Raw genomic sequence first — 23,944 nt, forward strand, 5'->3', positions numbered from 1 at the left:
TCCCCTCTACCTCCACCACGAAAGACACGACGTCTCCCCCCCCCCCCCCCCCCCCCCCCCCCCCCCCCCCCCCCCCCGCCGGCACCCGGTCGGTGCCGGCCGCCTCACTCCCGCTCGTCGCGGTCGGCGGCCTCCTCCTCGGCCTGCTTCGCCTGGACCTCCGGGTCCAGCCCCGAGGTGCCGCTGCCGTCCACCGAACTCAGCCGGCCCGACTCCGGCACCTCCGTCGCGACGGGCGGCTCCACCAGCCAGTCCGGGTTGGCCTGCTTGTCCCACCACTTCCAGGCACAGAACACACCGCCCGCCACCGCGCCCAGCAGCGCCAGCACCTTCATGGCCCGGCCCGCCCGGCACCGCCGTTCCTTCCTGTGGGCGAGCTTCTGGATCTCCTGCGCCGAGACCTGACCGCGCAGCGCGACCAGCGCGGCGGCACCCCGCGCGGCGGCCTCGTCCGCCACCGGAGCGGCCGCGGCCACCGCGTGCTCGATCTTCGGACGGGAGTACTCGGCCGCCTGCCGGGCCGCCTTCCGGGTCAGCACGGCGGCCTCCTGCGCGGCCAGGTCCACCTTCGGCGGCACATGCGCACGGGCCTGCTCCAGACGCGGCGCGAGCCGGGCGTCGTACTGCACCCGGGCCTGTTCGGCCGCCAGGGCGGCGGCCTGGGACACCACGGGCGCCAGCCGTACGCGTGCCTCCTGCGCGTAATGCGCGGCACGCTCCTTGGCCGTGTCGGCGTAGGGCGCCACCACTTCCGCGGCGTGCAGCACGCTGTCCTTCGCCGAGCCGGTCGCGGCGCGCACGCTGTCGATGCGGGTCACGGGTTTCCTCCTCCTCGGTGGCGTACGGTAATTCGCCTTTCCACACTTTTACGGATCATGCCCGCCAACAGCCCGAGCGGCATGCGAGGACGGGCATATGGGTGCAACAGGCGCTTGTCGACGACACTGCCACGAATCACCGCCGTGCGCTCCCTGCGCGGAGGAACTCGCGGCGGCCGAGCGCCCGCCGCCCCGGGCCGTGCGACCATCTGGAGGTCACACGAGGACAACGGAAGGCAGACCGTGGCCGAGCAGCTCTACGCCACCCTGAAGACCACCCACGGCGACATCGAGGTCCGGCTGTTCCCGAACCACGCGCCCAAGACGGTCAGAAACTTCGTCGAGCTCGCCCAGGGCGAGCGTGAGTGGACGCACCCGGGCACCGGCGCGGTGAGCCAGGACAAGCTCTACGACGGCACGATCTTCCACCGGGTCATCAGCGGCTTCATGATCCAGGGCGGCGACCCGCTGGGCACCGGCATCGGCGGCCCCGGCTTCGAGTTCGGCGACGAGTTCCACCCGGACCTGCGCTTCGACCGGCCCTATCTGCTCGCCATGGCCAACGCGGGCCCGGGCACCAACGGCTCCCAGTTCTTCATCACGGTCAGCCCCGCCCCGCACCTGAACCGCAAGCACACCATCTTCGGCGAGGTCACGGACCAGGCCAGCCAGAAGGTCGTGGACGCCATCGCCGCCGCGCCGACCACCCTCCCGAACAACCGGCCGGTCAACGAGGTGGTCATCGAGTCGGTCGTCGTGGACAAGCGCGAGGGCTGAGCTTCCGCAGGGAACCAAACGCCCCGCTCGTCCGTATGGAAGGGCGGGGCAGGGTATGTGCCGCAGGGACAGGCCCTACGACCAGCAAGGGGATCTCATGGAGCAGGCCGAAGGCAGCACGCAGGGAGCCCGGAGCCTGCCCGGGTGCTACCGCCACCCGGACCGCGAGACCGGCGTGCGCTGCACCCGCTGCGAGCGCCCCATCTGCCCCGAGTGCATGGTCAGCGCCTCGGTCGGCTTCCAGTGCCCCGAATGCGTCCGCGGCGGCACCGGCACGGGCCACGCCCCGGCCGCGTCCCGGCCTCGTACGGTGGCGGGCGGGACGGTCACGGCCGACCCCCGGCTGATCACCAAGGTCCTCATCGGGATCAACATTGCCGTGTTCATCGCGGTGCAGGCCAAGAGCTCGCTCCTGAACGACCTGGTCCTGATCGGTGAGTGGCCCCCGAAGCCCTACCAGCCGACCATGGGCGTCGCCGAGGGCGAGTGGTACCGCTTCGTGACCTCGATGTTCACGCACCAGGCGATCTGGCACATCGCCTTCAACATGCTCAGCCTGTGGTGGATCGGCGGCCCCCTGGAAGCGGCCCTCGGCCGGGCCCGTTATCTGGCGCTGTACTTCGTCTCCGGGCTGGCCGGCGGTGCGCTGACGTATCTGCTCGCAGGCCCGTCGGAGGCCTCGCTCGGCGCCTCCGGAGCGATCTTCGGCCTCTTCGGCGCGACCGCCGTCCTCATGCGTCGGCTGAACTACGACATGCGGCCGATCATCGCGCTGCTGGTGATCAACCTGATCTTCACCTTCGGGTTCCACAACATCGCCTGGCAAGCCCACATCGGCGGCCTCGTCGCCGGAGTCGTCACCGGCTACGCCATGGTCCACGCTCCGCGCGAGAAGCGGGCGCTCGTGCAGTACGGCACCTGTGCGCTCGTCCTGGCCGTGGTGGTGGCCCTGACGCTGGTCAGAACCGCTCAGCTCACCTGATACCGAACCGTTGTCCACAGCGTGTGGCGGATCTTGTGCACGCTGTGCGGGAACAACTGTGCCCCCTGCCGCTCGTATGTGTTTCCGCAGGTCAGGCAGGGGGCGAACGCCTGTATGAGGACCGGTAGGGCAGTCACACCGGCGTCAACGCCCGATGAGTTATCCACAGATCGTAGTCTTTTCCCCAGGGGGCATGTGGACAGCGCTCCGGGCTGTGGATAACTCAGCGGAGCAGCCCTGGGCAGAGCTGCTCCGGCCGCGCTACTTCCACTGCGTGGACACGCCGAAGCCGGCGGCGATGAAGCCGAAGCCCACCACGATGTTCCAGTTGTCCAGGCTGTCGATCGGCAGCGACCCGTCGGTCACATAAAAGACGACGATCCAGGCCAGGCCGATGAGGAACATGGCCAGCATGACGGGCGCGACCCAGGCCCGGTTGGTGAGCTTGATGGCCTGCGCCTGCTTGGCGGGCGGCGGCGTGTAGTCGGCCTTCTTGCGGATACGTGACTTCGGCACGAGGGTCTCTCCTGTCGATGCGCTGCGTGGCCGCGCAGGTAACTGGGTCGGTCCGGGGCAGCGTACAAGGGGACGCTTAGTGCTCCCCCGGGCGTCCGTTAGCGTAGTGCTTCCGCGGCGCCGAAGGAGATAAGGGTACGTTGAGCAATTCTGCCGACTCCCCCGGGACGGGATCAACGGGTTCCGGCCCTGCCCGTGTGCTCCGCTTCCGGCCGGTGCGGATCCTCACGGTGGCCGTCTTCGCGCTCGCGGGGCTCCTCTTCTTCACCAGCTTCAACACGGCCAAGGGCACCGACATCCGCACGGACGCCTCGATGCTGAAGCTGTCCGACCTGATCCAGGAGCGCAGCCGCAAGAACAAGGAGCTGGACGAGTCCAACGCGGCCCGGCGCGACACCATGGAGTCGCTCGCCGAGAGCGACGACGGGAGCACCAAGGCCGAGGACGAGAAGCTCAAGGGGCTGGAGAAGAGCACCGGCACCCGGCCGCTCACGGGCCGGGCGATCACCGTCACCCTCAACGACGCCCCGCCGAACGCGACGGCCAAGCTCCCCGGCTACCCCGAGCCGCAGCCCGACTACCTGGTCATCCACCAGCAGGACCTGCAGGCCGTGGTCAACGCCCTGTGGCAGGGCGGGGCCAAGGGCATCAAGGTCATGGACCAGCGGCTGATCTCCACCAGTGCCGTGCGCTGCGTCGGCAACACGCTGATCCTGCAGGGCCGCGTCTACTCACCGCCGTACAAGATCACCGCGGTGGGGGACCCCGGGAAGCTCCAGCAGGCGCTCGCCGCGAGCAAGGCGATCCAGACCTACATGGTGTACGTCAACGTCTACGGCCTGGGCTGGAAAGTCACCGAGAACGGGACGGTGACTCTGCCGGGCTACTCGGGCACAGTGGATCTGCACTACGCGAAGCCCGTGGAGTAGATCCGTCCGGTCAGGAGCCGCCGGTGCGCGTGATCGTCAGGACCGTCAGCGAACTGTGCATCACCGTCGGCACCCTGATCGTGCTCTTCGTCGTCTACGTGCTGTTCTGGACCGGTGTGCAGGCCGACGGGGTGATGAGCGACCAGATCGACCAGCTGCACCAGCAGTGGTCGAAGGGGGGCGTGCAGCCCTCGGCCGGAAGCACCGAGGCCGCGGCGGGCGGGGCGGAGCCGGCGGCGTACCACTACGGCAAGCCCTTCGCGATCATGTACATCCCCCGGCTCGGTTTCACGTGGAACAAGCCGGTGCTGGAGGGCACCGGCACGGACGTGCTGAAGAAGGGCCTCGCCCACTACGCCGGCACCGCCCGGCTGGGACAGCAGGGCAACTTCGCGGTCGCCGGGCACCGGCGCACCTACGGCGACCCCTTCAAGGACTTCCCCCGGCTGCGGCCCGGCGACGCGGTGGTGCTCACGGACGGGACGACCTGGTTCACGTATCGGATCGACAAAGGGCCTTACAAAACCGTGCCGACCGACGTTGAGGTGATCGACCCTGTGCCACGTACGTCGGGGTACACGCGTCCGGGCCGGTATCTGACGCTGACCACGTGCGATCCGGAATGGGGGCACAGTCACCGGCTGATCGTCTGGGCGCACCTGGACTCCACCCAGCCTGTGGAGTCAGGCCAACCGGAGGCGCTGCGCCGTTAGTCTGGTGCAGTACGGCGTGAGTCAGGTGCCGTGGCGATACGGAAGGAACGGCATGTACGGCTGGATCTGGCGGCATCTGCCGGGGAACGCGTGGGTGAGGGCGCTGATCTCACTCGTACTGGTCCTGGCCGTGGTCTATGTCCTCTTCCAGTACGTCTTTCCCTGGGCCGAACCGCTGCTGCCCTTCAACGATGTGACGGTGGACAACCAGTGAGTGCGCGGATTCTCGTCGTCGACAACTACGACAGCTTCGTCTTCAACCTCGTCCAGTACCTGTACCAGCTGGGTGCCGAGTGCGAGGTGCTGCGCAACGACGAGGTGTCCACGGCGCACGCCCAGGACGGCTTCGACGGCGTGCTGCTCTCGCCCGGCCCGGGGACGCCGGAGGAGGCCGGGGTGTGCGTGGACATGGTCCGCCACTGCGCCGCGACCGGTGTCCCCGTCTTCGGCGTCTGCCTCGGCATGCAGTCGATGCAGGTGGCGTACGGCGGTGTGGTGGACCGGGCGCCCGAGCTGCTGCACGGCAAGACCTCCCTGGTGGAGCACGGGGGCAAGGGCGTCTTCGCGGGCCTGCCGTCCCCCTTCACGGCCACCCGCTACCACTCCCTGGCCGCCGAGCCGGCCACCGTCCCGGCGGAGCTGGAGGTCACGGCCCGGACGCACGACGGGATCATCATGGGCCTGCGCCACCGCGAACTCCCGGTCGAGGGCGTGCAGTTCCACCCCGAGTCGGTACTGACCGAGCACGGGCACCGGATGCTGGCCAACTGGCTGGTGGAGTGCGGCGACCAGGGTGCCGTGGCGCGATCGGCGGGGCTGGCCCCGGTGGTGGGCAGGGCCACGGCGTGACCGCGCTGCGGCCCGAGCGCGAGGACTTGTACGGGGAGAGCCCGTACGAGTCCTACGGCTCTGTGCCGTACCCGGCCGCAGGCGACCCCCCTACGGCGCAGATGCCGCCGATCCCGTCGCCGGCCGATCCGTCGACCACGCTGCTGCCGCCGGTGGACGAGGAGACGATGGCGCTGCGGATCACCGGTCCGCCGCTGGGCCCGGAGAGCGAGCCCATACGCGCCTCTGCGGCCCCCTCGGCCTCTTCCGCCACCGGAATCACACCGGGCGGCCGTGCGGCCCGCAGAAAGGCCGCCAAGCGGCGTGGTGGGCGTCATGGCGGCAGCAGAGGGCCGGCGAGTTCGCCGCAGACCGGGCCGCAGCGGCCGCTGTCCCGGGTCGAGGCCCGGCGCCAGGCGCGGCTGCGCAAGCCGAGCGCGGGGGTGATCGCGAGCCGGGCGATCGGCGAGGTGTTCATCACCACCGGCGTGCTGATGCTGCTGTTCGTCACCTACCAGCTGTGGTGGACGAACGTCCGCGCGCACGCGCAGGCGGGCAGCGAGACGCACCAGCTGCAGGACGACTGGGCGAGCGGCAAGCGGGCGCCCGGGGTGTTCGAGCCGGGGCAGGGCTTCGCGATCCTGCACATCCCCAGGCTGGACGTGGTGGCGCCGATAGCGGAGGGCGTCAGCAACAAGAAGGTGCTCGACAAGGGCATGGTCGGGCACTACGGCGAGGGCGCGCTGAAGACGGCGATGCCGGACGCGAAGACCGGTAACTTCGGGCTGGCCGCGCACCGCAACACCCACGGTGAACCGTTCCGGTACATCAACAAGCTCCAGCGCGGTGACGCGGTGGTCGTCGAGATGCAGGACAAGTACTTCGTGTACCAGGTGACCTCGATGCTGCCGGTGACCCCGCCGTCGAACACGAGTGTGCTGAACCCGATCCCCCCGGGGTCCGGTTTCACCGAACCGGGCCGGTACATCACCCTCACCACCTGTACGCCGGAGTTCACCAGCAAGTACCGGCTGATCGTCTGGGGCAAGATGGTCGAGGAACGCCCGCGCAGCAAGGGCAAGCCGGACGCGCTCATCGAGTAGGGGCAGAGGAACAAGTGGCAGCGACCGCCGACGAGACCGAACAGCACACGGACGCCTCCGACGAGGTGTCCGCCCCGCGCCGGCGCGCCGGCCGGATCGCCATGGCGGTCAGCGTCCTCGGTGAACTCCTCATCACGGCGGGCCTGTTGCTCGCCCTGTTCGTCGTCTACTCCCTGTGGTGGACGAACGTCATAGCGGACCGCAAGGCGGACCGGCAGGCCGACAAGGTGCGCGACCACTGGGCCCATGCCACCGACTCGGGTCCCGGCGCGCTGGACACCCAGGACGGCATCGGCTTCCTGCACGTCCCGGCGCTGCGGACCGGCGCGATACTGGTCGAGAAGGGCACGGGCACGGACGTCCTGAACGACGGCGTGGCCGGCTACTACACGGACCCGGTCAAGGCGTCCCTCCCCATGACGGGCAAGGACGGCAACTTCACCCTCGCCGCCCACCGCGACGGCCACGGCGCGAAGTTCCACAACATCGACAAGATCGAGAAAGGCGACCCGATCGTCTTCGAGACGAAGGACGACTGGTACGTCTACAAGGTCTACTCGATCCTCCCGGAGACCTCGAAGTACAACGTCAAGGTCCTGACCTCGATCCCCAAGGAGTCCGGCAGGAAGAAGCCGGGCCACTACATCACCCTGACGACGTGCACGCCGGTGTACACGTCCCGCTATCGGTATGTGGTGTGGGGTGAGCTGGTCAGGGTCGAGAAGGTGGACAGCGAACGGACGCCGCCCAAGGAACTGCACGGTTGACAGAGGTTCTTTGAGCAATTCTGTCGTCAGCATGGCGAAGGCCCGAAGCCGCAATTCTTCTTGCGGCTTCGGGCCCGGCTTTTTCTACCGCGCTTTATTCGGGTTATTCCATCGTACCGCGCGGATCAACTGATGACGTTGTACTTGAATCCGCTGAACTTGTCCCCGCTCTTGATGAGCGAAACCCGCACGCCGACCTTGATGTTCTCGGGAACCTGGGTCGGGAAGCACTTGTACGCGTGGGAGCCCCCACCCTGAGTGGTGTGGAGCTCGGCGAGGGTCTTGTACGTGCTCATACTGAAAACGTGGATCTCGACGTTGTAACCGTCCTTCTGGTTGTCGTAAACCGTCAGGCAGTCACCGTCGTGACCGAAGGCTCCCTGGCCACCGGGATCCCAGTCGGTCGTGTAGACCCAGCCGCTGTTGGTTCCCGCGGAGGCCGTTCCCGACGCGAGGAATGCCAGAGAACACGCAGCGCCGAGTACGCCCCAAATTCGCTTCTTGATTTTTCTACCCCCGGATCCGGTCGGGCGGAGAATTTCCCGCCTGGCTCAGATATTAGCAATTGGCTTGAAGTTGATCAACTTTTTTACGGGTGCTTACTGTGATGTGGGACATGAGGAATGAATGGGGCCCCGGCACTCACACGAGTGCCGGGGCCCTGCGTACCGGTTTCCCGATATCAGACCTTGGCGGGACTATCCGGTGGTACCGCCGAAGAGATTGGTACCGCCGTTGCCTCCGTTGTTGTTGCCGCCCTGGTCCACCGTGAACAGGGTGACGGTGTCGCCCTGGTTGACGGTGCTGCCCGGGGTCGGGTTGGAGGTGACCACGATGGCGTTGTCGTCCTGGGAGCCCTGGACGGCGACCTGAAGACCCGCTTGCTCGAGCATCTTCCGGGCGTCCTTGAGCTTCTGGTTCTGGACCGGCGGAACCTGCGTCTGCTGCGGGGTCTGAACCTTGCCGACGTTGATCACCACAGCGTCGTTCTTGGAGACCTGCTGGCCCGCCGGCGGGCTGGTCGACAAGACCTTGCCGTCGTCGTCGGGGTTGTTGGTGGCGGTGTCGCTGCAGCTGGGTGCCAGGCCCAACTGCTGCAGCTCGGCCTTGGCCTCGTCGCAGGACTTGCCGACCAGGTCGTTCGGGATGGTGACCTTCTCCTCGGCCTTGGCGACCGTGAGGGTGATCGTGGAGCCCTTCTGGACTTCCTTGCCCAGCTCCAAGCTCTGAACCAGAACGGTGCCTGGCTGCTCGGCCGACACCTTCTCCTTCTTCAGCACGTGGAACTGGTACTTGTCGCCCTCCAGCGTCGCCTTGGCGTCGTCGAAGCTCTGGCCGAGGACACTCGGCACCGCGACCTTCGGTGCCCCCGTCGACACCACCACGGTGATCGTGTCGCCCTTCTTGACGTCCGTGCCCGCCTTGGGGTCCTGGGAGCAGACGTTGCCCTTCGGCTGGTTCGCGCAGGGCTTGCGCGTGGGCGGCGCCAGTTTCAGGCCCGAGTTGACGGCGTACTTCTGGGCGGTGGGGTAGCTGTTGCCGACGAAGTTCGGGGCCTTGAAGGTCTCGGCCGTGTTCTTGTCGCTGAACACCCACTTCCCGATCAGGATCGCGCCGACCAGGACCAGGACGGCCGCGACGACGAGGAGGATCGTGGAGGTGTTGTTCTTCTTCTGCTGGCGGCGCCGGTCGGGGCGGTCGTCGTAGCCGTAGCCGCCGTCGTCCGGGTTCATCGGCGGGAGCATGCTCGTGGCTCCCGCGCCGGCGTCCGCGCGCAGGGCCGTCGTCGGCTGGTCGTCGGGGTAGCCGCCGTAGCCCACCGCGCCCATCGCGGCCGTCGCCGCGACCGGCTGCCCGTCGAGGCAGGCCTCGATGTCGGCGCGCATCTCGTCGGCCGACTGGTAGCGGTAGTTCGGGTCCTTGACCAGCGCCTTCAGGACGATCGCGTCCATCTCGGGGGTGATCTCGGGGTCGAAGACGCTCGGCGCCTGGGGCTCCTCGCGGACGTGCTGGTAGGCCACGGCCACGGGGGAGTCGCCGACGAAGGGGGGCCGTACCGTCAGCAGCTCGTAGAGGAGGCAGCCCGTCGAATAGAGGTCCGAGCGGGCGTCCACCTGCTCGCCCTTCGCCTGCTCGGGGGAGAGGTACTGGGCCGTGCCGATGACCGCGGCGGTCTGGGTCATGGTCATGCCGGAATCGCCCATGGCCCGGGCGATGCCGAAGTCCATCACCTTGACCTGGCCGTTGCGGGTCAGCATGACGTTGGCCGGCTTGATGTCACGGTGGACGATGCCGCTGCGATGGGCGTACTCCAGGCCCTGGAGGATGCCGATGGTCATCTCCATCGCCCGCTCGGGCAGGAGCTTGCGGCCGGAGTGCAGCAGCTCACGCAGCGTGGAGCCGTCCACGTACTCCATCACGATGTACGGGATGGAGACCCCGTCGATGTAGTCCTCGCCCGTGTCGTAGACCGCCACGATCGCGGGATGGTTGAGCGAGGCGGCCGACTGGGCCTCCCGGCGGAACCGGGCCTGGAAGGAAGGGTCGCGTGCCAAGTCGGCGCGCAGGGTCTTCACTGCCACGGTGCGGCCGAGCCGGGTGTCATGCGCGAGGTAGACCTCCGCCATGCCACCACGGCCGAGCACCTGGCCCAGCTCGTACCGGCCGCCGAGGCGACGCGGCTCTTCCATAGCTACCTACCAGCCCTCTCCGTCGGTCTCGGCCGCGCACGTCGTGTGCGGCCCGAGGCTGCCGTCCGGGCCTACCGTACCCGGCTCGCGTTGTGTGACCTGGCCAAGCCCGTTATCCGATACAGGACCGGTATCGCAACGTGCAACGATGTGAAGGGGACGTGTGCAGGGTCACTTCTTGGAGTTGATGACCGCCTCCATGACGTTCTTCGCGATCGGTGCGGCCAGGCCGCCACCGGAGATGTCATCGCGGTTCGCGCTCTCGTCCTCGATCACCACGGCCACGGCGACCGGCGAGCTGCCGTCGCTGAGCTTGGCGTAGGAGATGAACCACGCGTAGGGGTTCTCGCTGTTCGCCACGCCGTGCTGGGCGGTACCGGTCTTGCCGCCGACGGTGACGCCGCCGCCGATCTGCGCCTTCTGACCGGTGCCCTTCTGGACGACCGTCTCCATCATCTGCTGCAGGATCTGCGCGTTCTTCGTGGAGAGCGGCTTGCTCAGCTCCTTCGGCTGGGTCTGCTCGACGACGTCCAGATTGTGGGTACTCAGCTCGCTGACCATGTACGGCTTCATCAGCGTGCCGTCATTGGCGACCGCCGAGGCGACCATGGCCATCTGCAGCGGGGTGGCCGCTGTGTTGTACTGGCCGATGGAGGACAGCGCGGTCTGCGACGAGTTCATGTTCTCGGAGAACACCGAGGCGTTGGAGCGGATCGGGGTGAACTGCTCCGCGTCGAAGCCGAACTTCTTCGCCTCGGCCAGCATCTTGTCGTTGCCGAGGTCGGCGCCGATCTTGCCGAAGACGGTGTTGCAGGACACGCGCAGCGCCTCACGCATGGACGCGTTCTTGCAGGGGATGTTCCCCTCGTTCTTCAGCTCGGTGGTGGTGCCCTTCATGATGTAGGGCAGCGGGGAGTCGGTGTTCTCGTCCGCCGACGTGTACAGCCCGTTCTCCAGCGCGGCCGCGGCCGTGACCACCTTGAAGGTGGAGCCCGGCGGGTAGGTCTCGCGCAGCGCCCGGTTCAGCATCGGGTCGGCCGGATTGTTCTTCTTCTGGAGCTTGGTCCAGTTCTTGGAGTCCACGGCGGTGGAGTTGCCCGCGAAGGACGAGGGGTCGTACGACGGGTAGGAGGCCAGCGCGAGGATCTTGCCGGTGGACGGTTCGAGGGCGACCACGGCGCCCTTGCCGCCGCGGCTCTTGAGCCCGTTGTACGCCGCCTTCTGCGCGGCCGCGTTGAGCGTGGTGACGACGTTGCCGCCCTGCTTCGGCTTGCCCGTGATCATGTCGAGGGTGTTGCGGAAGAAGAGCCGGTCGTCGTTGCCGGTGAGGATGCCGTCGTTGATCTTCTCCAGCTGGCTGCTGTCGAAGGCCTGCGAGGAGTAGCCGGTGACCGGGGCCCACATGGGCCCGTTCTTGTACGTGCGCTTGTACTTGAAGTCGCCGCTCTTGGACTCGACGTATCCGGTTATGGGGTCGCCGTCGACGATGATGTCGCCCCGCGGGTTCGCGTACCGCTCGATGGCGACCCGGCGGTTGTCCTTGTCGGTGCGCAGCTGGTCGGCCTTGACGTACTGGAGCCAGTTGTCGCGGATCAGCAGGGCGAGGACGAGGAGTCCGCAGAAGATCGCGATCCGGCGCAGGGGCTTGTTCATGACGGGCGGACCACCTGGGTCATCTCGGCGTCGGGGTTGGCGGCGGGGGCGGGCGCCGGGCGGCGGGCGGTGTCGCTGATGCGGATCAGGATGCCGATCAGTGCCCAGTTGGCGATCACGGAGGAACCGCCGTACGCGAGGAACGGCATCGTCATACCGGTCAGCGGGATGAGACCCATCACACCGCCGGCGACGACGAACACCTGGAGCGCGAAGGCGCCGGACAGACCGATGGCGAGCAGCTTGCCGAACGGGTCGCGGGCGGCGAGGGCGGTGCGCACACCGCGCTCCGCGATCAGGCCGTAGATCAGCAGGATCGCCATGATGCCGGCCAGGCCCAGCTCCTCGCCGAAGGTGGCGAGGATGAAGTCGGAGTTGGCGGCGAACTTGATCAGTTCGGAGTGGCCCTGGCCCCAGCCGGTGCCGAGGGTGCCGCCGGAGCCGAACGCCCACAGGGCCTGCTGCACCTGGTCGGAGTGGACTCCCTGGACGCCCGGGGTGCGGCTGAGCACGTACTCGTGCATCGGGTCGAGCCAGGCCTGCACACGGGTCTGGATGTGCGGCTCGAAGCTCGCCACGCCGACGGCGCCGGCCGCGGACATCAGCAGACCGAAGACGATCCAGCTGGTCCGCTCGGTGGCGACGTACAGCATGATCACGAACATTCCGAAGAACAGCAGCGACGTACCGAGGTCGGTCTCGAAGACCAGGATGAGGATCGAGATCGCCCAGACGACGAGGATCGGGCCGAGGTCACGGCCGCGCGGCAGGTACATGCCCATGAAGCGGCGGCTGGCGAGCGCCAGCGCGTCGCGCTTGACCATCAGGTAGCCGGCGAAGAACACCGCCAGCACGATCTTGGCGAACTCGCCGGGCTGGATGGTGAAGCTGCCGACCTGGATCCAGATCTTGGCGCCGTAGACGTCGGCGCCGAGCCCCGGGACCAGCGGGAGCAGCAGCAGGAACAGCGAGGCCGCCATGGAGATGTACGTGTAGCGCTGCAGCGTGCGGTGGTCCTTGAGGAAGAACAGCACGGCGACGAAGAGCGCGATGCCCATCGCGGTGTAGATCAGCTGGTTGGTCGCCTTGCCGCCGGCCACGCCGATGCCCTGCAGCAGCTTGGACTGGTCGAGCCGCCAGATGGCGACCAGGCCGAGCCCGTTGAGCAGGGTGGCCAGCGGCAGCAGCAGCGGGTCGGCGTACGGGGCGAACTTCCGTACGACGAGATGCGCGACGCCGGCCAGCAGACCGAGGCCCAGGCCGTAGCCCAGCAGCCCCGCGGGCACCTGGTCGTTGAGGGCCAGGCCCACGTTGGCGTAGGCGAACACCGGGATGGCCACGGCGAAGATCAGCAGGGCCAGCTCGGTGTTGCGGCGGCTGGGGGCGCCGATCGCGCCGATCGTGGACGTGTGGTGCGTCGGATTCGTAGTACTGCTCATCGTGTGACGGGGCCTCTCACGGCTCGCTTACTGCTTGCCGCACTGATCGACGACCTTCTGCTCATCCTCGGAGAGGCTCGGGCCGGGGCTGGGGGTCGTGGACGGGGTCGGAGACTTCGAGGGCGATGTCGGGGACGTCTTGGACGCCGACGGATTCGGCGTCGGTGATGCCTTGGACGTGAAGGCGGTACGGGTGGTTCCCGTGGTGCCTCCGGCCTCGCCCTGGCCCGTCCTGGCGTTCTTGTCGCTCTCCGCGGCCGTGCGCTCCGCCTGCTTCTTGCATGCGGAGGCCTGCACGGACAGTGCCTCGATCTTCGTCTGGGCCTGCTGCAGACCGCCTGCGGCGATCGTGTTCTTGACCTGCTTCTGCTGGTAGGGCGGCAGGTACTTGAGTTCGATCTCCGGGTGGTCCTTCTCCACCTTGGAGAGCGACACCCAGGCCAGGTCCTGGCTGATGCCCCGGTACAGCGCGACGTGCTCGCCGTTCGTGCCGACGAAGTACTGCGTCTGCGTCCAGCGGTATCCGCCGTACAGGCCGCCGCCGATGACCGCGAGGGCGAGGCAGCTGTACAGCGTGCCCTTCAGCCACTTGCGGCCCTTGCGCGGCTTGACGAAGTCCTCGTCGGCGTAGTCGCCGAAGCTCCCCGTGGGGACGTAGCCGGTGGTGTCGCCGGAGCCGGGCGGGCCGAACTCGCCGCCGCCCTGCCCGTGGCCCTGGCGGCCGAGGTGGGAGGCGCGGCCGGCCGGCGTCTGCATGATCCCGTTGTCGTGCAGGTGGTGCTGGTTCTCGGCGACCGCGCCCACGATCTGCGGCTGGTCGGACAGCTGCCCGGCGAGGGTGTCGCCGGTGTCCAGGTCGAGGACGTCGGCGACGATGACCGTGATGTTGTCGGGGCCGCCGCCGCGCAGCGCGAGCTGGATCAGCTCCTGCACGGTCTCCTGCGGGCCCTGGTAGCTGGCGAGGGTCTCCTCCATCGTCTGGTGGGAGACGACGCCGGACAGGCCGTCGGAGCAGATCAGATAGCGGTCGCCGGCCCGGACCTCGCGGATGGACAGGTCGGGCTCGACGTGGTCGCCGCTGCCGAGGGCGCGCATCAGCAGGGAGCGCTGCGGGTGGGTGGTGGCCTCTTCCTCGGTGATCCGGCCCTCGTCGACGAGCCGCTGCACCCAGGTGTGATCCTGGGTGATCTGGGTGAGCACCCCGTCACGGAGCAGATACGCACGGGAGTCGCCGACGTGCACGAGACCGAGCCGCTGCCCGGTCCACAGCAGGGCGGTGAGGGTCGTGCCCATGCCCTCGAGCTGGGGGTCCTCCTCGACCATGGCGCGCAGCTGGTCGTTGGCGCGCTGCACGGCGGCGCCGAGCGAGGTGAGGATGTCGGAGCCGGGCACGTCGTCGTCGAGCGTGACCAGGGTGGAGATGACCTCGGAGGAGGCGACCTCGCCGGCCGCCTGGCCGCCCATGCCGTCGGCGATGGCGAGCAGGCGCGGACCGGCGTAACCGGAGTCCTCGTTGCCCTCCCGGATCATGCCTTTGTGCGATCCGGCGGCGAAGCGCAGTGAGAGGCTCATGCGCACCTCGCCCGTCGGCTCCGGGTACAGCCGGTCGTGTCGAGCCACACTGCCCACCCTCCGGTCGGGAGCGCGCCGGAGACCGGGGTGCGGCCTGCCGCTGCGTGCTCGCTCCGCTCGCGCTCACTCATGACGTAGCACTACTTCCGCAGCTCGATGACGGTCTTGCCGATGCGGACCGGGGCACCCAGCGGGATCGGTGTGGGGGTCGTCAGCCGGGACCGGTCCAGGTAGGTGCCGTTGGTGGAGCCGAGATCCTCGACGATCCACTGACCGTCGCGGTCCGGGTAGATCCTGGCATGGCGGCTGGAGGCGTAGTCGTCGTCCAGCACGATCGTGGAGTCGTGCGCCCGGCCCAGCGTGATCGTCTGGCCCTGGAGCGCGACGGTGGTGCCGGTCAGTGTGCCTTCGGTCACGACCAGCTTGGTAGGGGCGTTGCGGCCGCGCCGGCCGCCGCCCTGCTGGCCGCGCTGCTGCGGGGGCGCGGCCTGCTGCCGGGCCGCCTGCTGCGGGCGCGCGGCCTCCCTACGCGATCCGCGCTGAGTGACGCGCGTACCGAACAGGTCGCTGCGGATGACCTGCACGGCCACGATCACGAACAGCCACAGTACGGCCAGGAAACCCAGCCGCATGACCGTGAGGGTCAGCTCTGACATTGCCCCCGGATCACCCTTCGGCTTGCCTATAGATAACGGTGGTGCTGCCCACGACGATCCGCGAGCCGTCGCGGAGCGTAGCGCGGGTGGTGTGCTGCCCGTCCACCACGATGCCGTTGGTGGAGCCGAGATCCTGGATCGTCGAGGGCGTTCCGGTCCGGATCTCGCAGTGCCGGCGGGAGACGCCGGGGTCGTCGATCCGCACGTCTGCGTCGGTGCTGCGGCCCAGCACCAGCGTCGCGCGGGAGATCTGGTGGCGGGTGCCGTTGATCTCGATCCAGTAGCGGGTGCGCCCGCCGCTCGCCGGTGCGGCCGCGGGCTGCTGGGGGGCGGGCTGGGGGTAGCCGTAACCGCCGGGGCGGGCGCCGGGCGGCGGCGCGGACGGCATCGGGGGTGCTCCGGCGGGAGCGGCCGGCGGATAGCCGTAGCCGCCCGGGGCGCCCTGGCCGGGGCGGCCGGCCGGCGCGGCGGGCGGGGCGCCCTGCTGGCTGGCGGAGGAGGCGAGGGTGCGCGAGCGCACCCGGTACAGACCGGTGTCGAGGTCGTCGGCCTTCTCCAGGTTGACCTTGATCGGGCCCATGAAGGTGTAGCGCTGCTGCTTGGCGTAGTCACGCACCATGCCGGCCAGCTCGTCACCGAGCTGCCCGGAGTAGGGGCTGAGGCGCTCGAAGTCCGGCGCGCTCAGCTCCACGATGAAGTCGTTGGGGACCACGGTCCGGTCACGGTTCCAGATGGTCGCGTTGTTGTCGCACTCCCGCTGGAGCGCACCGGCGATCTCCACCGGCTGGACCTCGGACTTGAAGACCTTGGCGAAGGTGCCGTTGACCAGACCTTCGAGACGCTGCTCGAACTTCTTCAGGACTCCCATGGGGCACCTCCTCCGTCGCTGACGCTTCTTCCTTGCCCTGCTCTGTGCCGCTGTCTTGCCCGGTACTGCTCACTGATCGTATCTACGCGCCCGGCAATCAGCCGGTTCCCCCAGCTGCTCCGCTTCGAACTCCTCCAGCGAACTCCTCCAGCGAACTCCTCCAGGCAAGGATCGTAGAGGCGGGCAAGGACCAGTGTCCCGCACCCGGCTGTGGACCTGGTCCGCCTCCTGGGGAGATGACCGGGACCGGTACGAGGTTGATACGTGAACAGAGACTCCTTGATACGTGGGCGGGCAGGGGGCGGCCCCGGGCCGCCCTGTACCCGCGGGAAGTGATGTGAACCCACCCCGTACGACGTGCTAATGTTCTGGATGTCGGAAGGGGCCAGCCCGAAAGGGCCGGAGCCGGAAGACACACCCAATGCGCGGGTGGCGGAATAGGCAGACGCGCTGGATTCAGGTTCCAGTGCCCGCAAGGGCGTGGGGGTTCAACTCCCCCCTCGCGCACAGAGAGAAACCGATGAAACGGGTCTCTGCCGGTGACGGAAGTCACGGCGGGGCCCGTTTCTCGTTGTGTCCGGACTTGTGAGGGATCGCACAGTGCGGTGAGGACGCAGCCGGCCCCGTCCGTGAGCTATGTCACGGGCGGGGCCAAGGGCTTTGCTGCGGGTGATGCCGAGTTGTGACCGGGGCCGGGCGGCCGGTGCGAGGTGGCCGGTCGGGGTCCGGGTCCTCGGTTCTTTCGTCCGGCGGCGATGGTGGGTGCATGGTCGTGGGCGTTCGCTGCCGAGGGGCAGGGTGTCCAGCCGCGTTTTGATCTTGCGATCGGTCGGCGCGCGTGGCGGCCCCTCAGGAGGCTGTTGGTGGTGTGGCGGCCGAGGCCGGGGGCTTGCCGGGCGGGGCGTGCTGCCCGGCGAACACGACGAGGTGCCACGTTCCCTCGTCGCGGATCACCGTGAAGGTGTCGTTCATGGGTCTGCCCGCCCTGTCGGTGGCGGAGAGATGGGCGCTGCCGGTGTTGGGGCCCATGTCGTGGTTGATCTCGAGGCCCAGGTACCGCTGGGCCTGTCCGGAGGACCTGGACCGCAACCCGGAATCGGGGAGTTGAGGGTAGCGAGACGGTGGTCATGGGCATGGTCATGCCGGTGACGCTATCGGCGGACATCAGCCACTAGAAGTGGATTAACTGAGACATAGATAAATTCTCGTGAATCCAACCGGAACTTGCCGTATTTCACGGTCACGTAACCCCCTCCGAGACAGGAAGAACACCATGCCGCAGCCCGTCCCCCTCGCCACCACCCGCGGCTCCCGGCGCAGGGGCCGCTGATCACATGGCCGACTCGCAGGATTCCGGTGCTCCGGAGGTTCATGACATTGTCCTCGACGCGGCGGGCATCCCGATCTCCGCGCTGCTGGCCGAGCCGCGACAGACACCGCCCCGCGCAACCGTGGTCGCCCTGCACGGCGGCGGAATGAGCGCGGGCTACTTCGACAGCCAAGCCCGCCCCGGGCTCTCGCTGCTGGCACTCGGAGCCCAGCTCGGATACACCGTCCTGGCGGTGGACCGCCCCGGCTACGGCCTGTCGGCTCCCCTTCTGCCCGAAGGGCAGACCGTGTACGACCAGGCGGCCACCCTGCACGCCGCGCTCGCCGACTTCGCCGATCGCCGCGACACCGGCGCGGGCTTCTTCCTGCTCGCCCACTCCAACGGCGGCAAACTGGCGCTGGCCGCCGCGGCCCGGGACGACAGCGCGCTGCTCGGCCTCGACATCTCCGGCCTCGGCAGCCGCTTCGCCGTGGAGCGGCACCAACTGCCAGGCCCCGACGGACACGGGGACTGGCGTCGGCACTGGGGCGCCCTTCGGCTGTACCCGCCGGACGCCTTCCGGCTCAGCAGCGCCCTCGTCAGGCCCGTACCGCTGACGGAGGCGCGCGAGGGACCGCTGTGGCCGGAGCGGTACCCGGACATTGCCGCGCGGGTCCGGGTGCCGGTCCGCTTCACCTTCGCCGAGCACGAGCAGTGGTGGCGGTTCGACGAGGAGGCCCTCGCCGCCATCGAGAAGCCGCTGGCCGCACCGAAGGTGACCGTCGATCTCCAGCCGGACGCCGGGCACAACATCAGCCTCGGCTGGGCGGCGCGCACCTACCACCTGCGGGCCCTCGGGTTCCTGGAGGAATGCCTCCTCGCCAGGGACGCCGCACCCCCCGGCAGCAGACCGCAGGACCCCCGCCCGGCAGACGTGAGTTCCCACGTTCTCGTGAACGACGACCGCGCCCTCGAAGAGCCCGACACCCGACTGCCCGCGCTGCCCGCGCAGCCCGCGCTGCTCGCCGGCGAAGAAGGGGGAGACCCCTGACCACCACATCCTCCGCGGCACCGACTGAACGGCACTGGACCGGACCGCGGGGCGTCGGGGAGCGGACCGAGTCGCCGGGGGACTGGCTGGTGCTCGCTCACCGGTGACTCGGGCACGGCTCCCGGCCTGGTGACGGCACGTCAGTTCACCCCGCTGCTGCTACTCACCCTCCATGCCGGAGGGGTCGTGGTCTCAGGGCGGCCGGCGGCCGGCACAGTGGCGCCCTCCTCACCAGGCTCGACCTGCCACCGGCCGAGGAGACGCCCCGGCGGGTGCTCGCCGTGCCGGCGCTTCCGCGGGCGGGAGAGCAAGCGGGAGAGCAGGCGCGCGGGCGGGCGTGAAGGCGCAGTGAGGGTTGGCGTGAGGGTCGGCGTGAAGGCGGCGTGAGGGCGGGCGTGAGGGCGGGCGCAGTGGGTACCAGGAGTACCGATGCCCGGGGGTGGCGGAGTTTTCCACAGGCTCGGAGTTGTCCACAGGATCTGACACGTTTCGGCCACCGGTTGTACGGTCTGCACGAGTTGATGTTCGAGCGAATCCGCGGATGAGCGCGGGTGCGGCGTGTTCGGGGGAGGCGGTCGCGATGACCGAAGCCGGTGTCGGAGTGGCGGAAACGGCCGAGCAGGCGGCAGCGCGCCGGCTGCCCCGGGTGCCCCGGGTGCGCGGGTTCGCCGAGTGGCAGCCGCAGGGCTCGCCCAAGGAAGAGGGCAAGGCGCTCAGGACGAGCGTGCCGCGCAGCGCGCACCGCACCCTCGAGCTCGACGACTCCCGCCCGGACGCGATCGGCGCGGTGGAGGAGTCCAACGCCGGCCGCATACCCGAGCTGACGCCGATACGCGTGGGCCGGATGGCGGCCACCCCCTTCGCCTTCCTGCGCGGCTCGGCCGGACTGATGGCGTACGACCTGGCGCGCACCCCCGTGACCAGGATCGGCGCCCAGATATGCGGCGACGCGCACGCGGCCAACTTCGGCCTGTACGGCGACGCCCGCGGCCGCCTGGTCATCGACCTCAACGACTTCGACGAGACCGTGCACGGCCCCTGGGAATGGGACCTGAAGCGGCTCGCCACCTCACTGGTGCTGGCCGGACGGGAGGCGGGCGCCGACGAGGACACCTGCCGCAAGGCCGCCCAGGACACGGCCGGCGCCTACCGGCGCACCATGCGGCTGCTGGCCAAGCTGCCGGTGCTGGACGCCTGGAACGCGATCGCGGACGAGGAGCTGGTCTCCCACACCGACGCCCACGACCTGCTCGGCACGCTGGAGCGGGTCTCGGAGAAGGCGCGAGCCAACACCAGCGGCCGGTTCGCGGCGAAGTCGACCGAGGAAGCGGAGGACGGCGGACGGCGCTTCGTCGACGCGCCACCGGTGCTGCGCCGGGTCCCGGACGCCGAGGCGGCCGCGGTGGCCGCCTCCCTCGAGCCGTACGTCTCGACGCTCTCCGAGGACCGGCTGCCCCTGCTGGCCCGGCACGCGGTGCACGACGTGGCCTTCCGGGTGGTCGGCACGGGCAGCGTGGGCACGCGCTCGTACGTGGTGCTGCTCCTGGACCACCGTGGGCAGCCGCTGGTGCTCCAGGTGAAGGAGGCCCGCCCGTCGGCGCTGGTCCCGCATCTGGCCACGGCCGGCTTCGAGGTGCCGGCCGTGGAGCACGAGGGCCGCCGGGTGGTCCTCGGCCAGAAGCGGATGCAGGTCGTCAGCGACATCCTGCTGGGCTGGACGACGGTCGACGGGCGGCCCTACCAGGTGCGCCAGTTCCGCAACCGCAAGGGCAGCGTCGACCCGGCCGCACTCGCCGCCGACCAGATCGACGACTACGGCCGGATGACCGGCGCCCTGCTGGCCCGCGCCCACGCCCACAGCGCGGACCCCCGCCTGATCGCCGGCTACTGCGGCAAGAACGAGGAACTGGACGAGGCGATCGCCGACTTCGCCGTCGCCTACGCCGACCGCACCGAGGCCGATCACGCGAAGCTGGTGGCGGGGGTCCGGTCCGGGCGCATCGCGGCCGAGATGGGCGTGTGAGGGCGGATGCGGGGAATGCGCGGGCCGAAGGGGTGGTGAGGTGAGGTACGTCGAGCTGACCGGCGGCGAGGGAGAGGAACCGGAGCTCATCGACCCCCGGCCCTACCTCGACCGGCTGCCCGCGCTCGCCGCCGAACTGCCGCCGGGCGCCCGCGCGTTCGCCACCGACCCCGGGCACTACGACTTCGGCGGCAAACGCTGTGTGAAGGACCTCCGGCCCGCTCAGGTGCGCCGCACCGGAGGCGGAAACGTCGAGATCCGCTTCCGGCACAACTGCTTCAAGCACGACGAGGACCTCCTCGTCCGCTACACCGGCGTCTCCCGCTTCCAGTCGGACGTCCTCGGCGTGTGCGACCCGGCCTCCCTCGGCGAGGTGATCCTCGACGAAATCCTCCCGCACCCCGGCGGCTGCACCCACGAGCTCGCCTGCCGTCCCGGCACCCTCGTGGTCGCCTGCCAGGACCTGCAGGCCGAGTGGGTACCGGCCGACTGCCCGGACGCGGAGCCGCTCGGCTGAGCCCGGCCGTCTCCGGCGCTGGGTTTCGGCCGTGGCCTACGCTGGTCTGGTGACGACCCCGGAAGCTGAGCAGTCCCAGGCACCGCGGCCCGAGGAACGGCTGGAACAGGCCGTACGGGCCGCCGAGCAGGCGTTGATCGAGTACGAGATCGCCGTGGAGACGTTCCGCGTCGAGGTCGAGAACTTCTCCCGGCTGCACGAACAGAGACTCGGCCCGCTCTACGCCCGCATCGAGGAACTGGACGCGCAGATCGCCGAGGCGAAGGCCGCCCGCACCGGCGACCCCGAGGACATCCGCCGGGCCGAGGAGGCCCGCGCCCACGTCATGCCGATCCCCGGCGTCGAGGAACTGCTGCACGGCTGGATGGGCGGCCACGGCCTGTTCCCGGAGGCCGCCGCCATGCTCACCGGCCAGACGGTGAAGCCCCCGGAGCGGGTGCGGCCCAGCGAGGAGGCCCGCAGGCTCTACCGCGAGCTGGCCCGCAAGGCTCACCCCGACCTCGCACAGGAGGAAGGGGAGCGGCTGCGGCGCGAGGAGTTCATCACCCGCGTCAACGCCGCCTACGCCCGCGGCGACGAGAGGCTCCTCGCGGAGCTGGCCGAGGAATGGGCAGCCGGCCCGGTGCCGCCCGAGCGCCGCCCGAGCCCCGCCGAGGAGCTGTACGCCCGCCTCGAATGGCTCACCCAGCGCAAGGAGCTGCTCACGCTGGTCGCCCGCGAACTCGAGGAGGGCGCGATCGCCGGCATGCTCCGCCTGGCCCCGGACGACCCCGACCGCCTGCTCGACGAGATCGCCGGCCGGCTGCGCGCCGACATCGAGCAGCGGGAAGCCGAGCTGGCGGGCTTGCTGGGACAGGGGTGAACCACCCCGTCCGTCGGGTAGCGTCGGAGACATGCATTTTGGTTCTGGTGTGCCCACGGTCGAGGTCACGGACCTCAAGGACGACGACTTCCTGCTGGACGTCCGCGAGGACGAGGAGTGGGAGGCGGGTCACGCCGCAGGGGCGCTGCACATCCCCATGAGCGAGTTCGTGGCCCGTTACGGCGAGCTGACCGAGGCCGCCCCGCAGGACGGCAGGGTCAACGTGATCTGCCGCTCCGGCGGCCGCTCGGCCCAGGTCACGATGTACCTGGCCCAGCAGGGCATCGACGCCGCGAACGTGTCCGGCGGCATGCAGGCCTGGGAGTCCGCGGGCCGACCGGTCGTGACCGACGCCGGGGCACCGGGCGCGGTCGTCTAGCGCCGCCGGGGGGGCGGGGTCGGCTGCGTGTGCCGGGTCCCATGCCGTCGGCGTGATCCAGGAGACACCTCCCAGTCCCTGCCGGGGGTGCGGTCGGCTGCGTGTGCCTGGTCCCGTGTCGCGGGCATGATCCAGAGGACACTTCCCCTGCCCTGCCAGGGGCGCCGCCGGCTGCGCGCGCCGGCCCAGCGTCGCTGGCATGATCCGGAAGACACCTCCCAGCCCCGCCCGAGGTCCGGTCAGCTGAGCGGGTGCGCCGCCAGCAGGTCCCCGAGTGTCTCCTCGTACGCCGCCGCCGGGCCGAGCGCCAGCTCCAGCTGCTTGGCCCAGGCGTGGTAGCGGTGCAGCGCGTAGTCGGTGTCCGCGCCGAACCCGCCGTGCAGATGCTGCGCCGTCTGCACGACGCGGCGCACGCCCTCCGCCGCCCAGATCTTCGCCACGGCGACGTCTCCGGCGGCCGGCAGCGCCCCCGCCGCTCCCGAGGCGATCCGCCAGGTGGCCTGCCAGAGGGTGGCCTCCATGGCACGCAGGTCGATGTACCGGTCCGCGGCCTGCACGGCGACCGCCTGGAAGGTCGCGATCGGATACCCGAACTGCTCCCGCTTGCCGGTGTACTCAGCCGTCATCCTCAGCACGCGCTCGCCCAGGCCGAGAGCCAGCGCACAGGTACCGGTGGCCAGCAGCGCGTGCAGCCACTCCCAGGCACCCTCGGCCTCGACGACATCGCCCGCCTCGACCCGCGCCGACTGCAGGCGCAGCTCGGCCAGCCGCTCCCCGCTCGTCGAGATCTGCTCGCCCAGCACCACCCCGTCCTGCGCGCGCGGCACCAGGGCGAGTACGGTCCGGTCGGCGGCCGTGCCCTCGATATGGGCCGGTACGAGGACGAGGTCCGCGTCGTACGCCCACGGCACCGCCGTCTGCACCCCGTCCAGCACCCACGCCAGCCCGTCCCGCCGTGCCGTGACGGCGAGTTCGGCCGGGTCGTGTCCGGTACGGCCGTGCGGGGCGACCGTCAACACCAGCTCACCGCGCCCCGCACGGGCCAGCAGCCGCTCCCCCAACTCCTTGCCGCCGTAGGTCTGTACGGCTGCCAGGGCTGCGCTGTGCTCCAGCAGAGGAACCCGGGCGAGCACCTTGGCGGACTCGCGCAGCACCAGGCACATCGCGATGGCGTCCAGACCCGCCCCGCCGTGCTGCTCGTCCAGCAGCAGGCTGAGCAGGTCCGCGCCGGCCAGCCGGGACCACAGCTCCCGGTCGAAGCCCTCGGCCACGGCGCCGGTGGTGAGCGCCGGGCTGGGCACCGCATCCGGCGCCACCCCGGCGAACACCCCCCGTGCCGCCTCGGCCGCCGCCAACTGCTCCTCGCTGAAGGTGAAGTCCACGGCCTGTCCTCCCGGAGGGTCCGGTGATCCGACGGTTCGTCTGACGGGCCGTCAAGATAGAACAGGTTCTAGGAGAAGGGAACGGGGAGGAGGGGGTGGTGTCTTCGAGG

Annotated in this window: 24 protein-coding genes and 1 tRNA gene; 14 read left to right on the plus strand and 11 right to left on the minus strand. The window is 69.7% G+C overall.

Annotation, left to right across the window (positions count from 1 at the left end; genetic code table 11):
* Positions 1-104 precede the first annotated feature (104 nt).
* Entirely contained in the window at positions 105-818 is a 714-nt protein-coding gene (locus tag ACZ5DS_RS36265; protein ID WP_468247178.1) for a DUF5324 family protein, read from the minus strand.
* Positions 819-1,061: 243 nt separating this feature from the next.
* Between ACZ5DS_RS36265 and ACZ5DS_RS36270 the strand changes: the two genes are divergently transcribed.
* Complete coding sequence (locus ACZ5DS_RS36270) at positions 1,062-1,595, plus strand: peptidylprolyl isomerase (RefSeq protein WP_468247180.1); 534 nt, start codon at positions 1,062-1,064, stop codon at positions 1,593-1,595.
* Positions 1,596-1,692: 97 nt separating this feature from the next.
* Positions 1,693-2,577 carry a rhomboid family intramembrane serine protease gene (locus ACZ5DS_RS36275; protein WP_468247182.1) on the plus strand — a complete coding sequence of 295 codons (885 nt, stop codon included), beginning with the start codon at positions 1,693-1,695 and terminating at the stop codon, positions 2,575-2,577.
* A gap of 261 nt (positions 2,578-2,838) precedes the next feature.
* Here ACZ5DS_RS36275 and crgA read toward each other — a convergent pair whose 3' ends face one another.
* The gene (gene crgA / locus ACZ5DS_RS36280) at positions 2,839-3,093 is read right to left on the minus strand and encodes a cell division protein CrgA (protein WP_053711550.1); all 255 of its coding nucleotides are present in this window, start codon (positions 3,091-3,093) and stop codon (positions 2,839-2,841) included.
* Positions 3,094-3,233: 140 nt separating this feature from the next.
* Between crgA and ACZ5DS_RS36285 the strand changes: the two genes are divergently transcribed.
* Genes ACZ5DS_RS36285 through ACZ5DS_RS36310 form a run of 6 tightly spaced genes read left to right on the plus strand, consistent with a single transcriptional unit; the run spans position 3,234 to position 7,433 of the window.
* A complete protein-coding gene (locus tag ACZ5DS_RS36285) occupies positions 3,234-4,022 on the plus strand; it encodes a DUF881 domain-containing protein (protein WP_468247185.1) in 789 nt (262 codons plus the stop codon).
* 23 nt (positions 4,023-4,045) lie between these two features.
* Positions 4,046-4,735: a class E sortase gene (locus ACZ5DS_RS36290; RefSeq protein WP_468247186.1), complete on the plus strand. Its 690-nt coding sequence runs from the start codon at positions 4,046-4,048 to the stop codon at positions 4,733-4,735.
* A gap of 52 nt (positions 4,736-4,787) precedes the next feature.
* The gene (locus ACZ5DS_RS36295) at positions 4,788-4,949 is read left to right on the plus strand and encodes a hypothetical protein (protein WP_171060312.1); all 162 of its coding nucleotides are present in this window, start codon (positions 4,788-4,790) and stop codon (positions 4,947-4,949) included.
* Positions 4,946-5,584 carry an aminodeoxychorismate/anthranilate synthase component II gene (locus tag ACZ5DS_RS36300; protein ID WP_093500774.1) on the plus strand — a complete coding sequence of 213 codons (639 nt, stop codon included), beginning with the start codon at positions 4,946-4,948 and terminating at the stop codon, positions 5,582-5,584. The genes ACZ5DS_RS36295 and ACZ5DS_RS36300 overlap by 4 nt, the downstream gene beginning before the upstream one ends.
* Entirely contained in the window at positions 5,581-6,666 is a 1,086-nt protein-coding gene (locus ACZ5DS_RS36305) for a class E sortase (protein ID WP_468247189.1), read from the plus strand. The genes ACZ5DS_RS36300 and ACZ5DS_RS36305 overlap by 4 nt, the downstream gene beginning before the upstream one ends.
* A 14-nt stretch (positions 6,667-6,680) precedes the next feature.
* The gene (locus ACZ5DS_RS36310) at positions 6,681-7,433 is read left to right on the plus strand and encodes a class E sortase (RefSeq protein WP_468247191.1); all 753 of its coding nucleotides are present in this window, start codon (positions 6,681-6,683) and stop codon (positions 7,431-7,433) included.
* A 125-nt stretch (positions 7,434-7,558) separates the two neighbouring features.
* Here the strand turns inward: ACZ5DS_RS36310 and ACZ5DS_RS36315 are convergent, their stop codons facing one another.
* The 7 genes from ACZ5DS_RS36315 to ACZ5DS_RS36345 form a co-directional block, all read right to left on the minus strand.
* Positions 7,559-7,729 carry a hypothetical protein gene (locus ACZ5DS_RS36315; protein WP_468247193.1) on the minus strand — a complete coding sequence of 57 codons (171 nt, stop codon included), beginning with the start codon at positions 7,727-7,729 and terminating at the stop codon, positions 7,559-7,561.
* Between the two features lie 402 nt (positions 7,730-8,131).
* Complete coding sequence (gene pknB / locus ACZ5DS_RS36320; RefSeq protein ID WP_468247196.1) at positions 8,132-10,123, minus strand: Stk1 family PASTA domain-containing Ser/Thr kinase; 1,992 nt, start codon at positions 10,121-10,123, stop codon at positions 8,132-8,134.
* A 171-nt stretch (positions 10,124-10,294) separates the two neighbouring features.
* Positions 10,295-11,776, minus strand: coding sequence for a peptidoglycan D,D-transpeptidase FtsI family protein (locus tag ACZ5DS_RS36325; RefSeq protein WP_468247198.1), 1,482 nt, complete (start codon positions 11,774-11,776; stop codon positions 10,295-10,297).
* Positions 11,773-13,215 (minus strand): FtsW/RodA/SpoVE family cell cycle protein, encoded by a 1,443-nt coding sequence (locus tag ACZ5DS_RS36330; protein ID WP_468247200.1) that lies wholly within the window; start codon positions 13,213-13,215, stop codon positions 11,773-11,775. The genes ACZ5DS_RS36325 and ACZ5DS_RS36330 overlap by 4 nt, the downstream gene beginning before the upstream one ends.
* A gap of 27 nt (positions 13,216-13,242) precedes the next feature.
* Positions 13,243-14,787, minus strand: a complete 1,545-nt coding sequence (locus ACZ5DS_RS36335) for a Stp1/IreP family PP2C-type Ser/Thr phosphatase (protein ID WP_468247587.1) — start codon at positions 14,785-14,787, stop codon at positions 13,243-13,245.
* 140 nt (positions 14,788-14,927) lie between these two features.
* A complete protein-coding gene (locus ACZ5DS_RS36340; RefSeq protein WP_468247203.1) occupies positions 14,928-15,443 on the minus strand; it encodes an FHA domain-containing protein FhaB/FipA in 516 nt (171 codons plus the stop codon).
* Between the two features lie 10 nt (positions 15,444-15,453).
* Positions 15,454-16,311, minus strand: coding sequence for an FhaA domain-containing protein (locus tag ACZ5DS_RS36345; protein WP_468247204.1), 858 nt, complete (start codon positions 16,309-16,311; stop codon positions 15,454-15,456).
* A 423-nt stretch (positions 16,312-16,734) separates the two neighbouring features.
* Between ACZ5DS_RS36345 and ACZ5DS_RS36350 the strand changes: the two genes are divergently transcribed.
* Positions 16,735-16,818, plus strand: a tRNA-Leu gene (locus tag ACZ5DS_RS36350).
* A gap of 342 nt (positions 16,819-17,160) precedes the next feature.
* Here the strand turns inward: ACZ5DS_RS36350 and ACZ5DS_RS36355 are convergent.
* Positions 17,161-17,400, minus strand: a complete 240-nt coding sequence (locus ACZ5DS_RS36355) for a hypothetical protein (protein WP_468247206.1) — start codon at positions 17,398-17,400, stop codon at positions 17,161-17,163.
* Positions 17,401-17,645: 245 nt separating this feature from the next.
* Between ACZ5DS_RS36355 and ACZ5DS_RS36360 the strand changes: the two genes are divergently transcribed.
* The 5 genes from ACZ5DS_RS36360 to ACZ5DS_RS36380 all read left to right on the plus strand — a co-directional run bounded on the left by ACZ5DS_RS36360 (position 17,646) and on the right by ACZ5DS_RS36380 (position 22,452).
* A complete protein-coding gene (locus ACZ5DS_RS36360) occupies positions 17,646-18,671 on the plus strand; it encodes an alpha/beta hydrolase (protein WP_468247209.1) in 1,026 nt (341 codons plus the stop codon).
* A gap of 580 nt (positions 18,672-19,251) precedes the next feature.
* Positions 19,252-20,694, plus strand: a complete 1,443-nt coding sequence (locus ACZ5DS_RS36365; protein ID WP_468247211.1) for a DUF2252 domain-containing protein — start codon at positions 19,252-19,254, stop codon at positions 20,692-20,694.
* Between the two features lie 40 nt (positions 20,695-20,734).
* Positions 20,735-21,211: a hypothetical protein gene (locus ACZ5DS_RS36370; RefSeq protein ID WP_468247214.1), complete on the plus strand. Its 477-nt coding sequence runs from the start codon at positions 20,735-20,737 to the stop codon at positions 21,209-21,211.
* Between the two features lie 49 nt (positions 21,212-21,260).
* Positions 21,261-22,073, plus strand: coding sequence for a hypothetical protein (locus ACZ5DS_RS36375; protein ID WP_468247216.1), 813 nt, complete (start codon positions 21,261-21,263; stop codon positions 22,071-22,073).
* Between the two features lie 49 nt (positions 22,074-22,122).
* Positions 22,123-22,452, plus strand: a complete 330-nt coding sequence (locus ACZ5DS_RS36380) for a rhodanese-like domain-containing protein (RefSeq protein ID WP_468247590.1) — start codon at positions 22,123-22,125, stop codon at positions 22,450-22,452.
* 239 nt (positions 22,453-22,691) lie between these two features.
* Here ACZ5DS_RS36380 and ACZ5DS_RS36385 read toward each other — a convergent pair whose 3' ends face one another.
* The gene (locus ACZ5DS_RS36385; protein WP_468247217.1) at positions 22,692-23,834 is read right to left on the minus strand and encodes an acyl-CoA dehydrogenase family protein; all 1,143 of its coding nucleotides are present in this window, start codon (positions 23,832-23,834) and stop codon (positions 22,692-22,694) included.
* Between the last annotated feature and the right edge of the window lie 110 nt (positions 23,835-23,944).

This window comes from Streptomyces sp. NPDC031100 (genome assembly GCF_055570785.1).